We start from the raw sequence: 21,812 nt of genomic DNA, 5'->3' as shown, positions 1-21,812 counted from the left end.
TCAGTGTCGATTGCTTCAGTGTCGATTGCCGGCTCCATCCAGCGCGGAGGAGCTCTCTTGACCGAGAGAAGATTCATCATCGTTGCTGTCGTCGCCCTCGGGCGGCGCTGCATGCTGATGGCTTAGCGCGGATGTCCAGGCGGACGTCATCGCCGCTAGGAGCAGCCGGTTGACGGCCTCGATTACGCGCTCTGCTGCGGACGAGCAGTTCATGGCCTCCTCCTCCTGCGCTGCTGATTGCGAATGGCCGAAGCCTACGACGGCCCCTTGGGCGCCACTGTCCGCCACTTCACACCTGCGCGCGTCAAGTCACCGCAGTCTCAGAAGATGCCGCCTGCCGCAGCTGCACCCGCAACGGGAGCTTGATGTGCTGCCTTGACGAGTTGCTGAGCACGCGCACTCACAACCTTCGAGGCGTTGCGCTTCGCACGCGACTCTGAATCAGATGTGATCTCGGCGATACGAATCGATTGGTTAGCTCTGGGGGTAATCAATGAGCGGAGAAGCCGGTTGCATTGTGTGTAGCAGGGCAAGAGCGGTCGTAGCGATCGTTCCGATCGCCAGAGGATATGCCCTGAAAGTATATGAATGCTCCTGTTGCCATAGCACGCTGCAGCTCGTGACTCGCGTCACAAAGGCCGCGCTGATCAAGCAGCAGCTCAAGACTCTTCCTCGCGTTGAGAAGAAGTTGCGCCCGCCTGTTCGCAGGGCGCAACAGGCGTTCGCGAACTAGACACGCAAGGCGTCTCAATTCGGCTTTTGCGTCGGCTTGCCGTCGATCTTGGGCAGATCGCCGGCCGAGGCAGACTGATCCCCGCCGCCATTGGCGCGGCGGGCCATCTCGACTGTCAGCCGCTCGGCGGCCTCCGGCGACATCAGCCCGAGGATGTCCGCCATCTTCCGCGGCGCGATGGCCGAGGCGATCTCGATCAGCACGCCCATCTCGAGCCGGTCGAACACCCGCGCGGCATCCTTCGGCTTCATGCCTTCATACATGGTGACGAGGCCCTTCATGCGCTGGGCTTCGGCCGCCTTCTGCTCGGCCTGGGTCGCGGAGATGCGGGTTTCCACCGCCTTCATCTCCTCGACCTTGTTCTCGATGCGCTTCTCGGCCGATTTGAGCAGGCTCTCGCGGATGTCGATCTCGCGCTGGCGGGCCTCGATCTCCTGTCGGCGTGCCTGCAACCGCTCGAGGATCGCGCGCTCGGAGGCCGAGACCTGCGGCTGGGCCTCGTCCATCTTGACCACGGTGCCTTCGGGCTTGGTCTCGGGAGCAGCCGGTTTCGGCGCCTCCTTCGGCGCGCCATGGGTCGATCCGGTGATGTCGGGGTCCTCGCGACCGGTCGGGAAGTTCAGATTCTCCTGCGCCCAGGATTTCTTGGCCTGGTTCGGCTTGTAGTCGAACACATAGCCGCCATTGATCACGAGGCCCGCGACCTTCAGCGTGGCGAGACCTGCGACGGCCACCAGGACGACCGGGATGACGCGGATGTTACGAAAGGACTTCATACCCTGACTTCATGCGGCAATGCCGTTGGATCGTCGGCGCTCGGAGAAAGCTTCGGCCGCCGCCGCCACCGCCTTCGCCGACGAAGGCTTGGCCGCGGGCGCAGCAACCATTTCCGGATTGGTGACGGGGCGCGCGGCGATCGCGATCTTGGACAGGCGCCGCACCACGTTGTCGGCTTCGCCGAGCTGCTTGTAGAGCTGGTCGGACATCTGGGTTGCCGCCGCAAGCTGGCTGCCGAGGTTCTCGTTGACGTCGCGCACGGCGAGCTTCAGCCCGCCGATCGCGCGCTCGGCGATCTCGGTCGCGGTGATCAGCTCGCCGATCACCGCCTTCAGCGAATGCTCGTCCGCCTTCAGCCGCGTCAGGCGCTTGTTGAGCATGACGCAATAGACGATCGTCAGCATCAGCAGGATAGCCACCAGTGACTCGATCGCCATTCCCAGGGAGTGGTTCATGGGGCCTCCATCATCTTGTTCTGCTCGTCCACCTTCTCGAACATCGCAAGTGTCGTACTTGGCTTGCGCAGGGGTTTCGTCACGCGGATCGCGACCCGGTCGCCGACCCGGCCCATCCGCCCTTCGGTCAGCGTGACGCTGCCGCAGCGCACCGACACGTTGGCATCCGCGCGCATCTCGAGCGGCAGCGTGTCGCCGACCTTGAGCCGCATCAGCTGCTTGAGCGGAATGTCGGCCTCGTAGAGCACGGCATCGACGGCGATCTCGGCCTGCACGATCTCGGTGGCGAAATGCCCCTCCCAGACCGGGTCGCGGCCGAACTTTTCGCCCATGAACATCTGGAGCAGGACGCCCCGGATCGGTTCGATGGTCGCATAAGGCAGCAGCAGCTCGATGTTGCCGCCGCGATCCTCCATGTCGATGCGCAGGCGCACCAGGATCGCGGCGTTGGCGGGCCGGCTGATCGCGGCGAAACGCGGATTGGTCTCGAGCCGGTCGATCGTGAAGGTCACCGGGGACAGCGGCCGGAACGCCTGCTCGGCGTCGGCCAGCACCACCTCGACCAGCCGCTTGACCAGCTCGGTCTCGATCGTGGTGTAGGGCCGCCCCTCGATGCGGAGCTGGCTGGTGCCGCGGCGACCGCCGAGCAGCACGTCGATCATCGAGTAGATCAGGTTGGAATCGACCGTCGCCATGCCGAAGTTTTCCCACTCCTCGGCCTTGAACACCGAGAGCACGGCCGGCAGCGGGATCGAGTTCATGTAGTCGCCGAAGCGGACCGAGGTGATGCGGTCGAGCGAGACTTCGACGTTGTCGGAGGTGAAATTGCGCAAGCTCGTCGTCAACAGCCGTACCAGGCGGTCGAAGACGATTTCGAGCATCGGCAGACGCTCGTAGGAGACCATCGCCGAATCGATGATCGCGCGAATGCCGGAATGGTCGTCGAGCGTGACATCGCCGACGGTGAAGCCGAGGAGATTGTCGATCTCCTCCTGCGACAGCACCCGCTCGCCGGAGTTCTTGCCGGTGCCGAGATCGCGGCTGCCGTCCTCGACCATGGCCGCCCATTGCAGGGCCATGGTCTCGGATAATTCGTTCTCGGCGGCAGCCTTCGCGGCCTCCGCAGGATCCTCGGAATCGAGCGAGGCCTCCCATTGGGCGGCAATCGCATCCTGGTCCATCTGTTCGTTGCCGGCCATGGTGCTAGCTCATCACCCTCACTGCACCACGACTTCCTTGAACAGCACCGCGCTGACCTGGATCGGGGCGACCGCCGCGTTGACGCGCTTGGTCAGCTCCTCCTTGAGGCGGAAGATGCCGGCGGAACCGTTGAGGTCGGAGGGGCGCAGTTCGCGCACATAAGTCTGGAAGAGGTCGGTGACGCGCGGCATCGTCGGCTTGATCGCCTCGATCTGCTTCTCTTCCTTGAGCTCCAGCACGATCTTCAGCCGCAGATATTGCACCCGCTCGCCGGGCGCGCCGGCGAGATTGACCATCATATCGGGGACGTCGACGAAAGCCGGCGGCTTCGGCGGCGGCGCCGCCTCGGCGTGGTGCTCGTCATCGCCGTGACGGAAGAAGAAGAACCAGGTCGCAGCACCGCCGCCGAGGATGGCGAGTAGGCCGATGGCCATGATGATGAGCTTGAGCTTGTTCTTCGGCGGAGCGGCTTCCGCGCCCTCGGCGGCTGCACCGCCTTCCGCTTCGTTCTCTGCCATGGTCGCCGCGCCCGGATCTCTCAAAGGGGTCGATAGAGCGAAGCCTCAGACAGTGACGCGATACAAATGCCCCCGGCGCAAATGCGCTCCTCTTCATGGCAAACGCTACGGTAATAATGGTTAACGGAATCTTTCGATTGGGCCTCCGCTAGGAAAAATCTGCCGGGCAAACATGGCTAACAGAACCTTTCTGCCGCCCTCCCGCGTCCCTCAAAATTTGTCAAACAATTGAAATTACACATTTTTTCGAGTTGGCACGGCTTTCGCTGAGAAAGGGCCGAGACCGAACGGTTTGGGAGAACCAGACGGTCTCGTTCACGGGGTCCGCCAAGGCGCTTGGGAGAGCGAGGTGGCAGATCTCACTCAGGGGAGATTTCCGATGCAGAACGCGCTTCTGATCGGCTTGTCACGGCAAATGACGTTGGAACGGCAGATGGATGTCATCGCCAACAACGTCGCCAATGCCAATACCAACGGCTTCAAGGCCGACCATTCGCTGTTCGAGGAGTTCCTCAACTCGAACGCGCGCGAGGACAATTTCATCGGCTCCGACCGCCGGGTCTCCTATGTGCAGGACCGCGGCACCTTCCGCGACGTCGGCCAGGGGCCGATGGAGCCAACCAATAACCCACTCGATATGGCGATCGATGGCAACGCCTATTTCGCGGTGCAGGCCAATGGCGGCGAGCGCTACACCCGCGACGGCAAATTCTCGCTCAACAGCACCGGCCAGCTCGTCACCTCCGACGGCAACCTCGTGCTCGGCACCGCCGGCCCGATCACCTTCCAGCCAACCGACCACGACATCAACGTCGCAGCCGACGGCACCATCACGGTGCTCGAGGGCACGGCGAAGACCGACTCGATCCGCGGCAAGATCCGGATGGCCTCGTTCGACGATCCGACTAAGCTGACCAAGCTCGGCGCCAACCTCTATGACGTGGGCTCTGCCGTCCCGCAGGCCGACACCAAGTCCAGCGTGCGCCAGGGCTACGTCGAGAAGTCGAACGTCAACGCCGTCGGCGAGATGAGCCGCATGGTCGAAGTCATGCGCAGCTACACCGCCATCGCCAACCTGCTCCAGCAGCAGAGCGACCTCCACAAATCGGCGATCGAGAAGCTCGCCGACGTTCCGGCCTGATTGAGGGAGAACTGACATGCAGGCGCTTCACACCGCAGCGACCGGAATGGCGGCACAGGAACTCAACGTTCAGGTGATCTCCAACAACATCGCCAACCTGCGCACCACCGGCTTCAAGAAGCAGACCGCGGCGTTCCAGGACCTGATCTACGAGCACGTCCGCCGCGTCGGCGCGCAGTCGTCCGACCAGGGCACGATCCTGCCGGTGGGCGTCGACATCGGCGGCGGCGTCAAGACCGTCGGCACGCCGCGCAGCATGACGCAAGGCACGCTGTCGCAGACCGGCAACGATCTCGACCTCGCGGTCTCGGGCGAAGGCTTCTTCAAGATCCTGATGCCCGACGGCACCTACCAGTACACCCGCGACGGCACCTTCCAGATGGACAATCAGGGCCGCATCGTTACCGCGCAGGGCAATCCGGTGCAGCCGACGATTACGATCCCGAACAACGCCTCGGGCCTGACCGTCAACGTCCAGGGCCAGGTCTCGGTGACCCTGCCGGGCTCGTCGACCTCGACCATCCTCGGCCAGATCGGCCTGACCCGCTTCATCAACAAGGCGGGCCTCCAGCCCGTCGGCAGCAATCAGTTCACCGAGACGCCCTCCTCCGGCCCGCCCCAGGACGGCACCGCGACGGCCGAAGGTTACGGCAACATCACGCAAGGAAGCCTCGAGCAGGCCAATGTCGACGTCGTCTCGGAGATGAGCGACCTGATCGCGGCCCAGCGCGCCTACGAGATGAACGCCAAGGTGATCAGCGCAGCCGACCAGATGATGCAATCGACCACGGCGCTGTTCCGCTGAGGTGATGACGATGATCCGGACCACCCTCGCCACGATCTCCGCTCTTCTCGCGCTGGCGCTGCCAGCAGCGGCGGCCGACGATTTCATCGCAGCGCCGACGCTGCGCGCGAGCGTCAGCGTGACCTCGGACGTGGTGCGGGTCGGCGATCTCATCGACAACGCAGGATCGGCCGCGCTGATCCCGGTCTACCGCTCGCCCGATCTCGGCACCACCGGCACGCTGACGGTCGCGCAGGTGTTGTCGGTGCTCCGCGCCAAACAGGTGATCGGCGTGATGACCGGCGACATCAAGGAGGTCCAGGTCACCCGCCTCGCCCGCACGCTCGCCAGCAAGGACCTCGAAGCCGCGGTCGCCTCGACGCTCGAGCGCCGCTTCGGCCTTGGCGACGCCGCCAACATCACGGTCACGTTCGACCGCGGCATCTCCGATATGCGGCTGGACGCCTCCAACACTGGTGCGCTCCAGCCGGTCTCAACCCGCTATGACGCCCGGAGCGGCCGTTTCGACGTCGCCTTCGAGATCAACAACGACACCAATCCGGCGCCGACCAAGCTCCGCTTCACCGGCACCGCGATCGAGACGGTAGAAGTGGCCGTGCTGACGCGCGACATCGACCGCACCGAGCTCCTGAAATCCTCCGACGTCTCGCTGGAGCGGCGGCCGAAGGCCGAGGTCACCGGCGAGCCCGCTTCGCGCGATCGTACCGTCGGCATGCAGCTGCGCCGGCCCATGCGCGCGGGCATGCCGATCCGTGTCGCCGACATCGTCAAGCCTGACTTCGTGGTGCGCGATCAGACCGTCACCATCATCTACCAGGTGCCCGGTCTCTATCTCACCACGCGCGGCAAGGCGATCGAGAGCGGTGCCGAGGGCGACACCGTCAGCGTGCTCAATCCGCAATCCAAGCGCACGCTGACCGGCGTCGTCACCGGTCGCGGCCAGGTCACGGTCCAGGGCGCAAGCCAGTCCGCACCGATGGCGCCCGCGGTCGAGCAGACCTCGTCGCTCAAGCGTGACGATGTGCCGGCGGCCGCAGCCCTCGCGCAGAGCCTGATCCAGGCGCCGGCTCCCGCCCAGATCGCACAAGCCCAGATTCCGCAAGTTCGCGTCTCGCAAGCTCCAGCCAAGTCAGAGTAAGTCATGTCTCCGTTCAGTTCGGCTTCCCGCCTTCGTCGCATCGCGATCTCTGCCCTGCTGCTGGCGACCTGCGCGCTCGCAACCGGCTGCTCCTCGATCGACCGCCTGTCGCAGATCGGCGAGCAACCGAAGCTGTCCGCGATCGACAATCCGACGACGCAGCCCGGCTACAAGCCGGTGCAGATGCCGATGCCGAAGCCGGAAGTCGCCTCCTACAATCCGAACTCGCTGTGGCGCAACGGCAGCCGCGCCTTCTTCAAGGACCAGCGCGCCCGCCAGGTCGGCGACCTCCTGACCGTGACCGTGAACATCACGGACAAGGCCAATCTTTCCAACGAGACCCAGCGCAGCCGGACCAGCAAAGAAGACTCAGGGATTACGGACTTCATCGGCAGCCAGACAGTCACGCAGCCGCTCAAGGTTCTCCCCGGACGTCTCCTCACTACTGACTCGACGTCCTCGGCCGACGGCAAGGGCTCGGTCAACCGCCAGGAAGCGTTGCAGACCAACGTCGCCGCGGTTGTGACGCAGGTGCTGCCGAACGGCAACCTCGTGGTCGAGGGCAAGCAGGAGATCCGTGTCAACTACGAGATCCGCGAGCTCGTGGTCGCCGGCATCGTCCGCCCCGAAGACATCCAGAGCGACAACACCATCGATTCAAGCAAGATCGCGCAGGCCCGCATCGCCTATGGCGGCCGCGGCCAGATCACGGACGTGCAACAGCCGCGCTACGGCCAGCAGGTCATGGACGTGCTGCTGCCCTTCTAAGCCTGTTTAAGAGCTCCCACATCGTGTTCGCGAACCTAGGCGCGAACGACGATGTACGACGCGGCCCTCGCTAGCTCCCCTGGCGAGGGCCGCATGTATTTTGCGAAAGGCGGCTGCGAGCCCATGGCTTCACGGCCAGTTGGTGCACTCAAGCGCGGCCTCAGCCTCGGTCATTGCTGTCGATGTGGCAACGGGGCCGCGCAAAGCGCGGCCCCGTGACAGGCTCCGCGAAGCAATCCAGACTGTCGCCGCGGAAAGACTCTCAGTTGCTCAAGCAGCAGCTTGCCGCGACGAGCCGCGCCGCGGCTTCTGACGCACGACCAAATCGACCTTGTAGTCCAGCCGATCCAGGCAGCGCACCAGACGTTCGATCGAGAACTTGCCGACACGCCCGGTGACAAGGCTGGAAACGTCGGGCTGCTTCAGACCCAACAAAGTTGCGGCCTTTGCCTGAGTGAATTTCCGACGCTTGAGGATATCGCGAATTTCACGAACGAGCTTGGCCTTGAGCAGTTCCTCCTCGGGATTGGCAAAGCCGAGATCAGCAAACACATTATCGCTGCCGACCGTGATGTTCTTGTCATCGCTCATTTGCGGTCTTCCTTGACGTAATTCTCATGGTAGTGAGCCTCGGCGAGCTTCAAACGCGCCCTGATGAGGTCGATGTGATGCTTGGGCGTTTCGCTTCCCCTCTTCCACTTCTTCTGAAAAGCATGAAGAACATAGATCCTGCCGGCAAAGCGAACCGTGTAGACCGCCCTGAAGGTGTCGCCGTCGAAGTCATCGACCACTTCAAGCACGCTCCTCCCACCAAATCCTTTCAACGCCTTGACGTGCGGATGCTCCGAACCGTTCTGCGCATCGTCGATCGCAAATCCCATGACGCGGCGAACCTCGTCCGGAAATGCCCGCAGATCGTGCAGGGACGAGCCAATCCAAATTGTCGGCTTACGGCCGGTCATTTCCCGCTCCGTCACTTATAGCAGTTTTGCTATCGAAACTCAAACCGCCCCTCCGTAATTTTATAATTCAGAATTTTCGGATTTTTAAAAATTCCTATTGACTCGCTCCGGCCGCCTCATTATGTTCCCGTTCTGTTCCATTCCACAAGAGGGCGATCGTCACGAAACGCGGGATGGAATGCGGTGGCCGCGACGGCGTCGGCGCGCAATGTTGGTTGCAGGGCGGGAATTCCGTGAGCAGCCGCGTGGGCGATACGACACGACGCTGACAGCGTTTTCGCGCAGGTCTCGATGGTGAGCGCACGCCAGCCATCGAGGGTCCGGCGAGACGGCCTCCGCGGAAAGACCCTGGATTGCTTCGTCGCAAGAGCTCCTCGCAATGACGGAGAATGCCGAAGCGCTATCGCCCCCTCACGTAAACTCCGCCTCCACCGTCCCGAGCCCGTCCAGCTCCATCCGCACTTTGTCGCCGGCTTTCAGCCAGAGCGTCTTCACCAGGCTGCCGGTGAGCACGAGTTGCCCCGCGTGCAGGCTCTTGCCTTCGGCGGCGAGGTGGTTGCCGAGCCAGGCGAGCGCGTTGTGGGGGTGACCGAGCACGTCGGCGCCGGTGCCTTGGCTCACCTCCTCGTCGTTGACGATGGCGCGGCCTTTCACTGCCATCAGATCCGGCACCGACGAGCGCGGAACCAGCGGTCCCAGCACGCAGCCGGCGGCGAAGAAATCGTCTGCGATCAGGGTCGGCGCGCCCATCGTCTCCCACTTCACGTAGCGATCGTCGACGATCTCGATCGCGGGATGGTAGGCTTCGACGGCCTCGCCGACCCATTCGGCCGTGAACGGCGCCTCGCCGGCGGCAAGGTCGCGCTTCAGCCGCACCGCGATCTCGCATTCGACGCCGACGCGGACATAGTTGGAGGCGGCGAGCTTCGCGCCGCTCTCATGGACGCCGTTCTGGAACACGCCGCCGCCGCAGGGATGCGGGATTCCGATGTAGTCCTGCATCACCTGGCTGGTGCAACCGATCTTGTAGCCGACGAGTGGCCCGACATGGGGCAGCAGGAGATCGTGCAGGGCACGCTGGACCTGATAGCCCTCGGCTTCATCGGCCGGAGGACGCTTCAGCGGCGCGAGCGGCGCATGGTTGCGGCGCGCCAGCGCGATCGCCTTTGCGGCTTCGAGAATCCTGTCCATCGGCGCCGCCTCCCACGCTACGCATTCGAGGGCGACACTTCAGCATCCCCGCTCCGGCCTGACAAGCGCGGGCGGCGGTCAGACTACGGCTCCTCGCCCGCGTTTAAGGAAATATTGAATTGGTCTGGGCCTTATGGGGCGCGCGCCTTGCGGGCCTCCGCGACCGGCGCCCGAAGCGCGATTACAGCGATGCTTGATGCTGCTGGATCAACGCCTCAACATCCGAGTCGATCTCGTTGATGCGACTCGCAAAACCTCCCGCACCTGAAGTGAAGGCTGTTTCTCATCCGAACTCACGTGAGCCCCGAGGAATCGAGTCTAGAGCGTTGATCGCGATTCACTTTTCGCGATTGCACCCGCGCATTGAAGCGCGCGGCTTTCAAGCGACAGGCAAAACGCCGATCACGACGCCCAAAGGCGCCTTGCGTCCAAAAACAAAGAGCCGCAACTCTGCGGCTCGGGCTCTATTCGTCGCGATAGACCTTCTCGCGCTTCTCGTGGCGCTCCTGCGCTTCCACCGAGAGCGTCGCGATGGGCCGGGCCTCGAGCCGCTTCAACGAGATCGGCTCGCCGGTTTCCTCGCAATAGCCATAGGTGTTGTCCTCGATGCGCTGAAGCGCGGCGTCGATCTTGGCGATCAACTTGCGCTGGCGGTCGCGGGCGCGGAGTTCGATGGCACGGTCGGTTTCGGACGAAGCCCGATCGGCGAGATCGGGGTGGTTCACGTTCTCCTCCTGCAGGGCTTGCAGGGTGAGCTTGGACTCTTTGAGGATCTCATCCTTCCAGGCAAGGAGCTTCAGACGGAAGTACTCCTTCTGCCGGTCGTTCATGAAAGGCTCTTTGTCGGTCGGTCGGTAGTTTTTCAACTTTTCCAAGGGCGGCCTATCTGTCTAAGCAACGACTCGCAAACGGAACGGGGTCCGTTGAGCGGGGCCTTATATAGCGGCCTCCTATGACAGACAATATTTCCCTGATCGCTCGGGGGCCACCCCCAAGTCCTTGCACAAGAACGTTTATCCGCAAAGACCCGGGGGCGGCTGCCGGCTCAGTAACCGACCGTGAAACGCTGCCTCAGATGGGCCGGCCGCTCGATCTCGTCGGCGAGCGCAATGGCGTAGTCGGCGAAGGTGATCCAGCTCTTGCCGTTCGCATCTGCGAGAAGCTGGTCGGTCCCGAGCCGGAACTTCCCCGTCCGCTCGCCCTCGACGAACAGCGCCGACGGCGAAATGAAGGTCCAGTTCAGGTCCTTTTCCTGTCGCAACAGGTCCAGGAAGGCGGAACCCTTCTCGGCCTCGGCCTTGTACTGGGCGGGAAAGCCGGGAGTCGTCACCAGCTTCACGCCCGGTGCGACCTCCAGGCTGCCAGCGCCACCGACGACGAGGTAACGGCTCACCTTGAAGTCTTTCGCCGCGCCGATCAGCTTGAGCGGATCGCTGGCCAGGAAGTGCACGGAACTCACGGCGACGTCGTGCCCTGCCCACAGCTTGGCGAGGCCGGCCTGATCGAGCACATCGCCCTTGGTGGGCGTGACGTTCGGCAGGGCCGCGATCTTTTCCGCGTTGCGGGCAATGGCGGTGACGCTATGGCCGCGACGGGACAGTTCCTTGGTGATTTCCGACCCGGCCCGGCCCGAGGCGCCGGCGACTGCTATTTTCATGGAAGGCTCCTTTGCTTCTATAGTAACTAGCGGTTACTAGATATCGCAAAGAATGCTGGTGTTAAGAGAGCACTTTGTGCTTACCTGATAACGCTGGAGTAACCGGCGTGCCTTCGCAATCGACCAGAACGGAATCCGAGGACCCGACGATGAAACCCGACGTCTATGCAGCGAACTGTCCGACGCGCCAGATCCTCGATCGCGTCGGCGACAAATGGGCGGTGCTGATTCTCTTGCTGCTGCGCGAGGAGCCGATGCGCTTCAATCAATTGCGCCGCACGATCGAGGGCATTTCACAGAAGATGCTGAGTCAGGTTCTCAAATCGCTCGAACGCGACGGCCTGATCAGGCGCCGCGCCATCGCGACCGTGCCTGTCACGGTGGAATATTCGATCACGCAGCTCGGGCTGACGCTGGCGGCGGCGGTCGATCCCCTGCGCGATTGGGCCGAGCAGAACTTGAAGGACGTGCTCGCCGCCCAGCGCCGCTACGACGCACAGCAGAAGGAGGAAGCGGCATAAGGTGCGGGTGAAGTGACGCGCGGTCGCCCCAACCTCCGCTGTCATGCCCTGGCTTGACCGGGGCATCCAGTACGCCGCGGCCCCTCGATTCAAAAACGACTGCCTCTGGAACTGGGGCGCCCGGTCAGGCCGGGCGACGACGAGAAAATTTTCGAAGTCGCTGAAAGCGAATGCCCGTCTTACCCCTGCCCGGCCTTGGCGAGCTCCACCTCGACGCGCAACTCGATCTCTGAGAGCACGGAATCAAGTCCGGGATCGCCCGACGACGATTTGAGGTTCGCCGCAGCGTCGCGCAGCCGCATCACGGTCGACGCGTCAAGATTGCCGGACAGGAGTCCCATCTTGAGATCGTCGAGCACGTCGAGTGCGGTCCTGCCGCGGGCGACTGAGCGCTTGCGGCGCTCGACCGGATCCTCCTCGACGCCTTGCAGTGCAAGCAACGCATCAATGTTGGCGGCGGCTTTCGGCGCGGCAGCACTCCGCGTCTCCTGCGCCGACGAGGTGTCGGGCAGGACGAAGGTGCCGGAGCCCGTCCGCCTGGCCTGGCTGGCCGGAGCTCCAAGCGTGGTGCCGTTCGGTCCGTAGATGCGCATCGCAGCAATCCGGGTGATCGATGCCTCACCTTCGCCGTTTTATGGTTAACGGCGCGTAAACGGCCCGGCAAAATCTGCCGACAGGCGGCAGTTTCGCTCCTCAGGGCGAACGCCGGCTGACACCGGTCGAAACAGATTTATTCAACCTATTCAGCCACCTACCCTCGCTGCTCGGGGTTGGCACGGCGCTCGCAAGGAAAGCGCCGGACCAGCTCGTCATGGGAGTGTCGCAGCCGGTCCTTCGATTTGAGGAGCCTTTTTAGGAGCCTTGGGGAGCAGAGGATGCCAGGCGTTCGTTGGGTGAGGATTGTTGGGGTGGCCTGTGCCGCGCTGTCAGCGCTGGCGCTCTCGGTCACGCCTGCAAGCGCGACATCGCGCATCAAGGACCTCGCCAACATCGAGGGCGTGCGGCAGAACCAGCTCATCGGCTACGGCCTCGTCGTCGGCCTCAACGGCACCGGCGACACGCTCAACAACATCCCCTTCACCAAGCAGTCGCTGCAGGCGATGCTCGAGCGCATGGGCGTCAACATCCGCGGCGCCACCATCCGCACCGGCAACGTCGCCGCCGTGATGGTGACGGGCAACCTGCCAGCGTTCGCCACCCAGGGCACGCGCATGGATGTCACCGTCTCGGCGCTCGGCGATGCCAAGAACCTGCAGGGCGGGACCCTGCTCGTGACGCCCCTGTTGGGTGCCGACGGCAACGTCTATGCTGTCGCGCAAGGCTCGCTCGCGATCTCCGGCTTCCAGGCCGAGGGCGAAGCGGCGAAAATCGTGCGCGGCGTGCCGACCGTGGGGCGCATTGCCAACGGCGCCATCATCGAGCGCGAGATCGAGTTCGCGCTCAATCGTCTGCCAAACGTGCGCCTGGCGCTGCGCAACGCCGACTTCACCACCGCCAAGCGCATCGCGGCCGCCGTCAACGACTATCTCGGCGTCAAGACCGCCGAGCCGATCGATCCCTCGACGGTGCAGCTGTCGATCCCGCCGGAGTTCAAGGGCAACGTCGTCGCCTTTCTCACCGAGATCGAGCAGCTCCAGGTCGATCCCGATCTCGCCGCCAAGATCATCATCGACGAGCGGAGCGGCATCATCGTGATGGGCCGCGACGTCCGCGTCGCCACGGTCGCGGTTGCGCAAGGCAACCTCACCGTCACGATCTCCGAGAGCCCGCAGGTGAGCCAGCCCAACCCGTTGTCGCGGGGGCGGACCGTGGTCGCGCCACGCAGCGCCGTCACTGTCACCGAGGACGGCAAGAAGCTGGCCGTGGTCAAGGACGGCGTGTCGCTCCAGCAACTCGTCGACGGCCTCAACGGCCTCGGCATCGGTCCCCGCGACATGATCAGCATCCTGCAGGCGATCAAGGCCGCCGGCGCGATCGAAGCCGACATCGAGGTGATGTGATGCAGACCGGCACGATCAACACCCCGCGCGTCGCCACCTCTTCGGCCTTCTCGGTCGAGAGCCGCAACGGCCGGCCGGACTTCGAGCTCGCGAGCGCCCTGCAAAAGGTCTCGCCGCAGCAGCAGGCCAAGGCGCAGAAGACCGCCACCGATTTCGAGGCGATGTTCCTCAACAGCATGTTCTCGCAGATGACCTCCGGCCTGAAGGGCGAAGGCCCGTTCGGCGACACGCCCGGCACCGGGGTGTGGCGCTCGATGCTGACGGAGCAATATTCCAAGAACTTCGCCAAGGCCGGCGGCGTCGGCATCGCCAACGAAGTCTACCGCACCCTGATCATGCAGCAGGCGAAAACGATCCGCACGGCATAAGGTCAAACGAGATGAACCATTCCAACGCCGCACGTCAGCCGATGCAAGCGCAGCGTACGAACACCGCGCCCGGCAGCGCCGAGGCCCGCAAGCTCGCCGAGAACCTGATGGATGCGATGAGCGCCCTGCTCGGACTGATCGAGCGCGAGACCGAGCTCGTCCGCGCTGGCAACGTCCGCGAGGCGATGATGCTCGAGGGCAAGAAGCAGGAGCTGTCGCGAAACTATGTCGGCGCCGTCAGCCAGTTGAAGGCGAACCAGGCCCAGCTCGCGAAATCCGCGCCCGAGCTGCTCTCGACGCTGCATCGCCATCACGATGCGTTCCGCGCGATGCTTCAGGTCAACCTCACCGTGCTCGCCACCGCACACGCCGTGTCCGAGAGCGTCGTGCGCGGCGTCAATGCCGAGATCCAAAAGCGCAACGTGCCGAACACCTATACCGCCGCGGGTCGTCGCGCAGCTCCCGGTCCGCGCCACATCACGCCGCTCGCGGTCAGTCGCTCGCTCTGAGCGCACAAGAATAGGCGACAATTTTATGAAAAACCGCACGGCGATGTGGTCGCGCGGTTAGGCACGTTTCCTTACCAGGTCTTCAGGCCTGGTGTTCCATGCTTGCGCGATTAGAGGGGTTGGGATTTGACTCAAGTAAGGCAACCAGGAGGCTGCCATGAGTACAGATTTCAGCATCCGGCCGGTGGGGATCCCGGCCCCCGTGCAGATCGTAACGACGTCCAACGCGGCGGCGAACGAGGCTGTGCAAACTGATTTGCCGGTCAGCCAGACGGTCGCCGCGAGCGATACGGGCGCGCCCGTGCGCAATGATTTGCCGAACCACGAGAACGTCTCGCGCCAGGTCGTGTTCGACCAGGCCGCCGCATCCTTCGTCTTCCAGGTCGTCAACGAGAGGACCGACGCGGTGGTCAACCAGTTCCCCGACGAAGCGATGCTGCGCCGGCGGGCCTATTTCCATGCGCTTGATCTGAAGTCCGAACCCTCGCGTCCGCTCAGCACTGACCGCAGCGCCTGACGATCAGGCGTCGAGCGGCGTAACGGCATTATCGAGATAGATCAGCAGCCGCTGATGTTGAGAGGTATCGCTGCGCTGAGAGCTTCCGTCACGGCCGCCCGGACAGACCAGCAGCGATATTGCGGTTGATCTCGATCAGCGGACGGAAGTGATCGAACTGCGGACTCATCTGCAGCGCGGCGGTCTGGCTCAGCACGAACACGCTGATGTTGGCGATCTTCTGCCGGACGTCGATCGGCTGCGGATTGTTGTCGCGCATCGCCTCGCTCAAGAAAATGGTCCAGAGCTTGCGGTTGAACATCAGAGCCTGCATGGTCTGCTCGCTGAGCGGATCGGCGTTGTTCACCGCATCCTGGAGCTTGTTCGCGGCCTTGAGCAGGGTCTGCGCTTCGATGTCGCGAGGAGATGCTGTGGTCGTTGCAACACGCGCGTAGGCCGAGGCAGCGGAATTCGACATCAATCACACCCTGGAGGTTACCTAGCGCGTTGAACGCGCTTAAGGATTTCTTTCCCAACCCTAGGCAGCACCGCTTAAGATTTGCTTACGTGTGTGCTTGGAAGCACTCCGGAGAATTACGGGTCACAGAGCTCTTCGTCAGCGCAACGTTAGATGCACGCACACACGGTGTAAACTCGCCCATGTGACGCGTGTCGATCTGAGCTAATCTTGTCTTAGCGATCTCCCTCAAATGAACGGCGGAGCATTAGCCCCGCCGCGAAAACTCGAATGGCGAACCTGCATCGCAAAATTAGCGGAGCAGCTGGAGCACGCTCTGCTGCGACTGGTTGGCCAGCGACAGCGCGGAGACCGCGATCGACTGTCGGGTCGACAGCGCCTGGCTGTTGGCCGCTTCCTCGTTGGTGTCGGCGAGCGTCAGGTTGGACGAGCCGGTCTGCAGCACGTTGATCAGGTTCTTGGAGAAGTCCTGACGCACCTGCACGATCGAGAGATTCGAACCGAGCGAGGAGCCTTCGGAGCGAAGCGTGCTCGAGGCGGCGTTCAAGCTGGCCAACACCTTGTTGGTGGCGCCGTTGTCGATGAAGTCGACGCCGTTGACGAGATTGCTGAGGCCGAGGCCCGCCGCATTGAACACCACGCCGTTGATGCTGAGCGTGGAGCTGCCGGTCTCGTTGAAGACGAGCTTCAGCGTGTCGCCGTTGAGCAGGTTGACGCCATTGAAAGAGGAGTCCTGCGACGTCGTGTCGATCTGGGCCAGGATGTTGTTGAACTGGTTGACCAGGTTGGAGCGCGCGGTCTGCGCGACGGGATCCTGGACCGGCGGCTGCGCGGTGGTGAAGGCCAGAACACCGGTGATCGTGCCACCGACTGCGCCGCCGGCGGTCGTCGAACCCAGCGTCGAGGAGGCGTATTCGTTGACGGTGGTCACCGTGAGCACGCCATTGGCATCGATCGTCGCCGTGAGGTGGTTGGCCTGAAGCTGGGCGTTGAGCTGGTCCAGCGTCTTCACGGTGCCGTTGGTGCCGTCGCCGAAGGTGACGTTCACCGGGGTGCCGCCGTTGAACGAGGTGAAGGTCAGCGTCTTGCCGCTGATGCCGCCGACGCCGGAGGTGCGGGCTGCGGTGAAGGCGGTCGCCGTTCCCGTGTTGCCGCTGAGGCCGAACGCGCTGAGCGCGTTGCCGGTACCGGTGATCGAGAGGTCGGCATTGATGCCGGTCGAGAGCGACAGCTGACCGCTGGAATTCACCGACGAGGGGATCTGACCCGACGTCGTCGAGAGGGTCGCCGCGCCATTGAAGATGCTGGCGGTCTTCACGCCGGTGGCAAGGTCGACTGCGTTGAGCAGGTCGGTCAGCGTCGCGCTCTGGATATAGACCGTCGAGTTGCCGTTGCCGTCGGTGACGATGTTGCCGCTGACGCCGCCCGACGTCACGCTCGCCGCCGATTGCGGCGTCTGCGCGTTCTTGAAGGTGATGGTGTGGCCGTCGACATTCAACGTCGAGCCGTCCTGGACCAGCGTGCCGAGCGAACCCGCGGTGGTCGACCGGGCCGCAGTGACGTTGGCATTGCCGGCGCCGGTCGCGGAGGTCAGACCGAGCTTGTTGAGGAAGTCGGCCTTGCCCGTCACGCTCAGATCGGCGCCGGTCGAGCTCTTCAACGTAACAGCGCCCGCCGTAATGGACGATGCGACCTGAAGCGTGCCGACAGGACCGGCCGAGCCGCTGACGGCGATGGTCGCCGCGCTAGCGCTGATGGTTGCAGTCTTGACGCCGCTGGCGAGGTCGATCGCAGTGAGGACGTCGTTGACGGTCGCCCCGGGCGCAGTCGGCGTTCCCTCATAAACGATTGAATTGCCGTTGCCGTCGGTGGCGATGTGTCCACTGGCGTCGAGGCCCCAGCCGGTCGGCTGCGTGCTCGGAGCGACGCCGGTGCGGAAGGTGATGGTCTTGCCGTTCACCGTGATGGTGTCGCCATCCGCGGGTGGCGCGCCGAAGCTGGTGGATGCCGTGGTGCCGACCAGCGTGGCGGTTCCGGACAGTGCGGTGGTGCCGTCGGCGGCGGTCGCTGCTGTGCCGGTGAAGGTGCCGGCGCTCGAGCCCAGCGAGGCGCCGAGCGCGGCAGTCCCCGTGACCGGGGTCACGCCGCCGGCTGCACCGGTATAGAGCACGTTGCTCTTGGCGGTCGCGCTCGCATAGGAGGTCGTGCCGCGCAGGTCGGCGGGCGTCGCGCCGGGAATCGTGGTGGAGACGTTCGACTTGGTGGAATAGCCGACCGTGGTCTGCAGCGCCTGGTTGGCGATCGATTTCGCGCTGTCGATCAGCTTCTGCAGCGAGGTGATGCCGGTGTTGGCCGCCTGCAGCACCTGCACACCGTTGTTGATGCCGTCGAGCAGGTTGCTGATGTCGCTCGCCCGGTTGTCCAGCCCCTGCGCCGTGAAGAAGTTGGTGGGATTGTCGAGCGCCGTATTGACCTTCTTGCCGGTCGACAGCCGTTCCTGCGTCGTGGCCAGCAAGTCGGCCGTCGACTGCAGCGACAACAGGTTCTGGCGAACTGACGCCGAGAGAACGATGTTGGACATTGGCGAGTCTTCCTCTTGAACCGGATACGAATCGGCCGCGCGGTCTGGAAAGCGGGCTTTGGTCCAGTTTTAGGAGGTGTCCTTTAAAGTATGGTTAACGCCGGTTTAAGCGATAGGGTTAATAGTGGGTGAACGCCCCTGCCCGCCTCCGAACGCAAAAAAGAGCGGCGGGGAAATAGCCCCGCCGCTCGATTTTATTTAGGTATTTCAGCCGCTTATTAGCGGAGCAGCTGGAGCACGCTCTGCTGCGACGTGTTGGCCAGCGACAGCGCGGAGACCGCGATCGACTGGCGGGTCGACAGCGCCTGGCTGTTGGCCGCCTCGACGTTGGTATCGGCCAGCGTCAGGTTGGACGAGCCGGTCTGCAGCACGTTGATCAGGTTCTTATTGAAGTCCTGACGGATCTGCACCACCGAGAGGTTCGAACCGAGGCTGGAGGCTTCCGAGCGCAGCGTGCTCGACGCGGCGTTCAAATTGGTCAGCACCCTGTTGGCGGCGGCGTTGTCGATGAAGTCGACGCCGACGGTCAGCGAGGCAAGACCCAGCCCCTTGGAGTTGTAGGTCACGCCGGTGATGTTCAGGCTCGACTTGCCGGTCTCGTCGAACACCAGCTTGAGCTGGTCACCGTTCAAGAGGTTGACGCCGTTGAACGAGGAGTCCTGCGAGGTGGTGTCGATCTGGTTCAGGATGTTGTTGTACTGGGACACCAGATTGGCGCGGGCCGTCTGTGCAACCGCATCCTGGACGGGAGTGGAAGCCGTCGAGAAGGTCAGCGCCGAAGTGAGGGTGCCGCCGATCGCACCGCCGGCGGCCGTCGAGCCGAGCGTCGACGACGCGTAGTCGTTGGACGCGGTGATGGTCAGCAGGCCGTTGGCGTCGATCGTCGCCGCCAGGTTGTTGGCCTGGAGCTTGGTGTTGAGCTGATCGAGCGTCTTGACGGTGCCGTTGGTGCCGTCGCCGAAGGTGACGTTGACCGCCGTGCCGCCGTTGAAGGAGGTGAAGGTCAAGGTCTTGCCGGCAATGCCGCCGATGCCGGAGGTGCGCGCCGCGGTGAAGGCGGTCGCGTTGCCGGTGTTGCCGGCGAGGCCGAGCACGTTCAGCGCATTGCCGGTGCCGGTGATCGACAGGTCGGCATTGATGCCGGTCGAGATCTTGAGCTGACCGGAGGTGTTGATCGTCGAGTTCGACTGGCCTGTCGCGGTCGCAAGTGTCGCGGTGCCGTTGGCGTTGATCGTCGCGGTCTGCACGCCGGTGGCGAGGTCGATCGCCTTCAGCACGTCGTTGACCGTGCCGCCCTGCAGATAGACCGTCGAGTTGCCGTTGCCGTCGGTGACCACCGCACCGTTCGCACCATATCCGCTCGGAACGCTCGGAGCGCCGGTCGTGCCCGGGATCGGCGCGTTCTTGAAGGTGATGACGTGACCGTCGACATTCAGCGTCGAACCATCCGTGATCTCCGCACCCAGCGAGCTCGCGCTCGTGGTCCGGTTGACGTTCACGGTGGCGTTGCCTGCACCCGTAGACGTCGTCAGGCCGAGCGCCTTGAGCAGGTCAGCCTTGCCGGTGACGCTCAGATCCGCACCCGTCGAGCTCTTCAGCGTGACGGCGCCGCCACCAACGCTCGAAGCGGTTTGGTTGACGCTAGTGGCGATCGTCGCAGCACCGGAGCTGATGGACACCGTCTTCACGCCGCTGGCCAGATCGACCGCGGTCAAGAGATCGTTGACGGTCGCAGCCGGGGTACCCGCGGTGCCGAGATAGACGGTGGTGTTGCCGTTGCCATCGGTGACGAGATTGCCGCTGACGCCCGAACCGGCCGGAACGGCGCTCGACGCCGGAGCAGCCCCCGAACGGAAGGTGATGGTCTTGCCGTTGACGGTCAGCGTATCGCCGTCGGCGGGCTGAGCGTTGCCGATCAGGCCGGTCGCGGTCGTGCCGTTGGTCGCGATCAAGGTGATGGTGCCGGTCAGGGCCGTGGTGCCGTCGCCAGCCGTTGCCGCCGTGCCCGTGAACGAGCCGAGAGTGGCGCCGAGCGTCGTGGTGCCGTTCGCCGCGGTGGTGCCGCCGGCCGTGCCATTGTACAGCACGTTGCTGCTCGCCGTGGCGCTGGCAAAGGAAGTCGTGCCGCGCAGGTCCGCCGCCGTCGCACCGGCGATCGTGGTCGAGACGTTGGACTTTGTGGAGTAGCCGACCGTGGTCTGCAGCGCCTGGTTGGCGATCGACTTCGCGCTGTCGATCAGCTTCTGCAGCGAGGTCAGGCCGGTGTTGGCGGCCTGCAGCACCTGCACGCCGTTGGCGATACTATCGAGCAGGTTGTTGATGTCGCTGGCGCGGTTGTCGAGCGACTGCGCGGTGAAATAGTTGGTGGGATTGTCGAGAGCCGAGTTGACGCTCTTGCCGGTCGACAGACGGTTCTGTGTGGTGGCGAGAAGATCGGCGGTGGACTGGAGAGAGAGCAGGTTCTGACGAACCGACGCAGAGAGAACAATACCGGACATGACTCTTACCCTTCTGGCTTACGCGTCTTCGTTCGATCGCTTCTGGATCGAGTGACGGGCAGAGGGTGCGCCGACATGGCTAACAAAGGGTGAAACGAACATCGCCCGCATAAGCGGCGGTTCACCATAAACGACTGGAGGAGCTTGCGGGGTCAGGCAATCGCTCTGAAATCATTGGCGATTCCTGGCGCTTACGCTCCATTAACCATAACCGCTGGTTACTTTTTCAGAGTGCCGCCTGCCCTCTCGAAACCTCGAGCGACGAACGAAAAAGGCGGCGGGGCCGAAGCCCCGCCGCCCGATCTTGCTTGCGATGTCGTCCGCTTGTTAGCGGAGCAGCTGGAGCACGCTCTGCTGCGACTGGTTGGCCAGCGACAGCGCGGAGACCGCGATCGACTGGCGGGTCGACAGCGCCTGGCTGTTCGCCGCCTCGACGTTGGTGTCGGCCAGGGTCAGGTTGGAGGAGCCGGTCTGCAGCACGTTGATCAGGTTCTTGTTGAAGTCCTGACGAACCTGCACGATCGTCAAGTTCGAGCCCAGAGCCGAGGCTTCCGAACGCAGCGTGCTCGACGCGGAGTTCAGGTTGGTCAGCACCTTGTTGGTGGCAGCGTTGTCGATGAAGTCGACACCGCTGGTCAGCGCGGCGAGGCCCAGACCCTTGGAGTTGTAGGTCACGCCAGTGATGCTCAAGCTCGACTTGGCGGTCTCGTCGAACACCAGCTTGAGCTGGTCGCCGTTCAAGAGGTTGACGCCGTTGAACGAAGAGTCCTGAGCGGTCGAGTCGATCTGGTTCAGGATGTTGTTGTACTGATTGACCAGGTTGGCGCGCGAAGTCTGGGCAACCGTATCCTGGACGGGGGTGGAAGCCGTCGAGAAGGTCAGTGCCGTCGTCAGCGTGCCGCCGATCGCACCACCCGCGGCGCTCGAGCCGATGGTCGAGGACGCGTAGTCGTTGGTGGTGGAGACCGTCAGCAGGCCGTTGGCGTCGATCGTCGCGGTCAGGTTGTTGGCCTGAA

At 63.8% G+C, this 21,812-nt stretch carries 24 protein-coding genes; 9 read left to right on the top strand and 15 right to left on the bottom strand.

Annotation, left to right across the window (positions count from 1 at the left end):
- Positions 1 to 15 precede the first annotated feature (15 nt).
- From AAE027_RS23860 to fliL, 5 genes are all read right to left on the bottom strand, one after another.
- Positions 16 to 213, bottom strand: coding sequence for a hypothetical protein (locus AAE027_RS23860; protein ID WP_370988828.1), 198 nt, complete (start codon positions 211 to 213; stop codon positions 16 to 18).
- A 534-nt stretch (positions 214 to 747) separates the two neighbouring features.
- Entirely contained in the window at positions 748 to 1,509 is a 762-nt protein-coding gene (locus tag AAE027_RS23855) for a MotE family protein (RefSeq protein ID WP_370988827.1), read from the bottom strand.
- A gap of 9 nt (positions 1,510 to 1,518) precedes the next feature.
- Positions 1,519 to 1,965: a DUF6468 domain-containing protein gene (locus tag AAE027_RS23850; RefSeq protein WP_130220063.1), complete on the bottom strand. Its 447-nt coding sequence runs from the start codon at positions 1,963 to 1,965 to the stop codon at positions 1,519 to 1,521.
- Positions 1,962 to 3,164: a flagellar motor switch protein FliM gene (gene fliM / locus AAE027_RS23845; RefSeq protein WP_091898008.1), complete on the bottom strand. Its 1,203-nt coding sequence runs from the start codon at positions 3,162 to 3,164 to the stop codon at positions 1,962 to 1,964. The genes AAE027_RS23850 and fliM overlap by 4 nt, the downstream gene beginning before the upstream one ends.
- 18 nt (positions 3,165 to 3,182) lie before the next feature.
- Entirely contained in the window at positions 3,183 to 3,683 is a 501-nt protein-coding gene (gene fliL / locus AAE027_RS23840) for a flagellar basal body-associated protein FliL (protein WP_370988826.1), read from the bottom strand.
- A 379-nt stretch (positions 3,684 to 4,062) separates the two neighbouring features.
- Here fliL and flgF point away from each other — a divergent pair, with 379 nt between their 5' ends.
- Genes flgF through flgH form a run of 4 tightly spaced genes read left to right on the top strand, consistent with a single transcriptional unit; the run spans position 4,063 to position 7,535 of the window.
- Positions 4,063 to 4,824 (top strand): flagellar basal-body rod protein FlgF, encoded by a 762-nt coding sequence (gene flgF / locus AAE027_RS23835; protein WP_370988825.1) that lies wholly within the window; start codon positions 4,063 to 4,065, stop codon positions 4,822 to 4,824.
- Positions 4,825 to 4,840: 16 nt separating this feature from the next.
- Positions 4,841 to 5,629: a flagellar basal-body rod protein FlgG gene (gene flgG, locus AAE027_RS23830; RefSeq protein WP_091898014.1), complete on the top strand. Its 789-nt coding sequence runs from the start codon at positions 4,841 to 4,843 to the stop codon at positions 5,627 to 5,629.
- Between the two features lie 10 nt (positions 5,630 to 5,639).
- Positions 5,640 to 6,767 (top strand): flagellar basal body P-ring formation chaperone FlgA, encoded by a 1,128-nt coding sequence (flgA, locus tag AAE027_RS23825; protein WP_370988824.1) that lies wholly within the window; start codon positions 5,640 to 5,642, stop codon positions 6,765 to 6,767.
- Between the two features lie 3 nt (positions 6,768 to 6,770).
- Complete coding sequence (flgH, locus tag AAE027_RS23820; RefSeq protein ID WP_370988823.1) at positions 6,771 to 7,535, top strand: flagellar basal body L-ring protein FlgH; 765 nt, start codon at positions 6,771 to 6,773, stop codon at positions 7,533 to 7,535.
- 270 nt (positions 7,536 to 7,805) lie between these two features.
- On the opposite strand, the gene AAE027_RS23815 is transcribed toward flgH, so the two are convergent.
- The 5 genes from AAE027_RS23815 to AAE027_RS23795 form a co-directional block, all read right to left on the bottom strand.
- On the bottom strand, positions 7,806 to 8,126 hold the full coding sequence (locus AAE027_RS23815; protein WP_130220059.1) for a helix-turn-helix domain-containing protein: 321 nt from the start codon (positions 8,124 to 8,126) through the stop codon (positions 7,806 to 7,808).
- Complete coding sequence (locus tag AAE027_RS23810) at positions 8,123 to 8,497, bottom strand: type II toxin-antitoxin system RelE/ParE family toxin (RefSeq protein ID WP_370988822.1); 375 nt, start codon at positions 8,495 to 8,497, stop codon at positions 8,123 to 8,125. Before AAE027_RS23810 ends, AAE027_RS23815 begins: the two co-directional genes overlap by 4 nt.
- Before the next feature lie 411 nt (positions 8,498 to 8,908).
- Positions 8,909 to 9,688 carry a 2-keto-4-pentenoate hydratase gene (locus AAE027_RS23805; protein WP_370988821.1) on the bottom strand — a complete coding sequence of 260 codons (780 nt, stop codon included), beginning with the start codon at positions 9,686 to 9,688 and terminating at the stop codon, positions 8,909 to 8,911.
- Between the two features lie 464 nt (positions 9,689 to 10,152).
- Complete coding sequence (dksA, locus tag AAE027_RS23800; RefSeq protein WP_085966600.1) at positions 10,153 to 10,518, bottom strand: RNA polymerase-binding protein DksA; 366 nt, start codon at positions 10,516 to 10,518, stop codon at positions 10,153 to 10,155.
- Positions 10,519 to 10,733: 215 nt separating this feature from the next.
- Positions 10,734 to 11,345, bottom strand: coding sequence for an NAD(P)-dependent oxidoreductase (locus tag AAE027_RS23795; RefSeq protein WP_370988820.1), 612 nt, complete (start codon positions 11,343 to 11,345; stop codon positions 10,734 to 10,736).
- 149 nt (positions 11,346 to 11,494) lie between these two features.
- Between AAE027_RS23795 and AAE027_RS23790 the strand changes: the two genes are divergently transcribed.
- Positions 11,495 to 11,866, top strand: a complete 372-nt coding sequence (locus tag AAE027_RS23790; protein ID WP_091898026.1) for a winged helix-turn-helix transcriptional regulator — start codon at positions 11,495 to 11,497, stop codon at positions 11,864 to 11,866.
- 179 nt (positions 11,867 to 12,045) lie between these two features.
- Here AAE027_RS23790 and AAE027_RS23785 read toward each other — a convergent pair whose 3' ends face one another.
- Positions 12,046 to 12,459: a flagellar assembly protein FliX gene (locus AAE027_RS23785; protein WP_128943256.1), complete on the bottom strand. Its 414-nt coding sequence runs from the start codon at positions 12,457 to 12,459 to the stop codon at positions 12,046 to 12,048.
- Positions 12,460 to 12,741: 282 nt separating this feature from the next.
- Between AAE027_RS23785 and AAE027_RS23780 the strand changes: the two genes are divergently transcribed.
- The 4 genes from AAE027_RS23780 (at position 12,742) to AAE027_RS23765 (ending at position 15,260) form a co-directional block, all read left to right on the top strand.
- Complete coding sequence (locus AAE027_RS23780; protein ID WP_091898030.1) at positions 12,742 to 13,866, top strand: flagellar basal body P-ring protein FlgI; 1,125 nt, start codon at positions 12,742 to 12,744, stop codon at positions 13,864 to 13,866.
- Positions 13,866 to 14,234, top strand: coding sequence for a flagellar assembly peptidoglycan hydrolase FlgJ (gene flgJ, locus AAE027_RS23775; RefSeq protein ID WP_164939106.1), 369 nt, complete (start codon positions 13,866 to 13,868; stop codon positions 14,232 to 14,234). Before AAE027_RS23780 ends, flgJ begins: the two co-directional genes overlap by 1 nt.
- 11 nt (positions 14,235 to 14,245) lie before the next feature.
- The gene (locus AAE027_RS23770; protein WP_370988819.1) at positions 14,246 to 14,743 is read left to right on the top strand and encodes a hypothetical protein; all 498 of its coding nucleotides are present in this window, start codon (positions 14,246 to 14,248) and stop codon (positions 14,741 to 14,743) included.
- 157 nt (positions 14,744 to 14,900) lie between these two features.
- Positions 14,901 to 15,260, top strand: a complete 360-nt coding sequence (locus AAE027_RS23765; protein WP_091898036.1) for a hypothetical protein — start codon at positions 14,901 to 14,903, stop codon at positions 15,258 to 15,260.
- 88 nt (positions 15,261 to 15,348) lie between these two features.
- Here the strand turns inward: AAE027_RS23765 and flaF are convergent, their stop codons facing one another.
- The 4 genes from flaF to AAE027_RS23745 all read right to left on the bottom strand — a co-directional run.
- On the bottom strand, positions 15,349 to 15,717 hold the full coding sequence (flaF, locus tag AAE027_RS23760) for a flagellar biosynthesis regulator FlaF (protein WP_008554779.1): 369 nt from the start codon (positions 15,715 to 15,717) through the stop codon (positions 15,349 to 15,351).
- A 292-nt stretch (positions 15,718 to 16,009) separates the two neighbouring features.
- Complete coding sequence (locus AAE027_RS23755; RefSeq protein ID WP_370988818.1) at positions 16,010 to 18,298, bottom strand: DUF1522 domain-containing protein; 2,289 nt, start codon at positions 18,296 to 18,298, stop codon at positions 16,010 to 16,012.
- Positions 18,299 to 18,516: 218 nt separating this feature from the next.
- Positions 18,517 to 20,796 carry a DUF1522 domain-containing protein gene (locus AAE027_RS23750; protein WP_370988817.1) on the bottom strand — a complete coding sequence of 760 codons (2,280 nt, stop codon included), beginning with the start codon at positions 20,794 to 20,796 and terminating at the stop codon, positions 18,517 to 18,519.
- Between the two features lie 327 nt (positions 20,797 to 21,123).
- A partial coding sequence (locus AAE027_RS23745) for a flagellin (RefSeq protein ID WP_370988816.1) occupies positions 21,124 to 21,812 on the bottom strand: 689 nt, incomplete at its 5' end.

The organism is Bradyrhizobium sp. DN3 (genome assembly GCF_041357655.1).
Lineage (GTDB): Bacteria > Pseudomonadota > Alphaproteobacteria > Rhizobiales > Xanthobacteraceae > Bradyrhizobium.
This window is presented reverse-complemented; position numbering and strand designations above follow the sequence as displayed.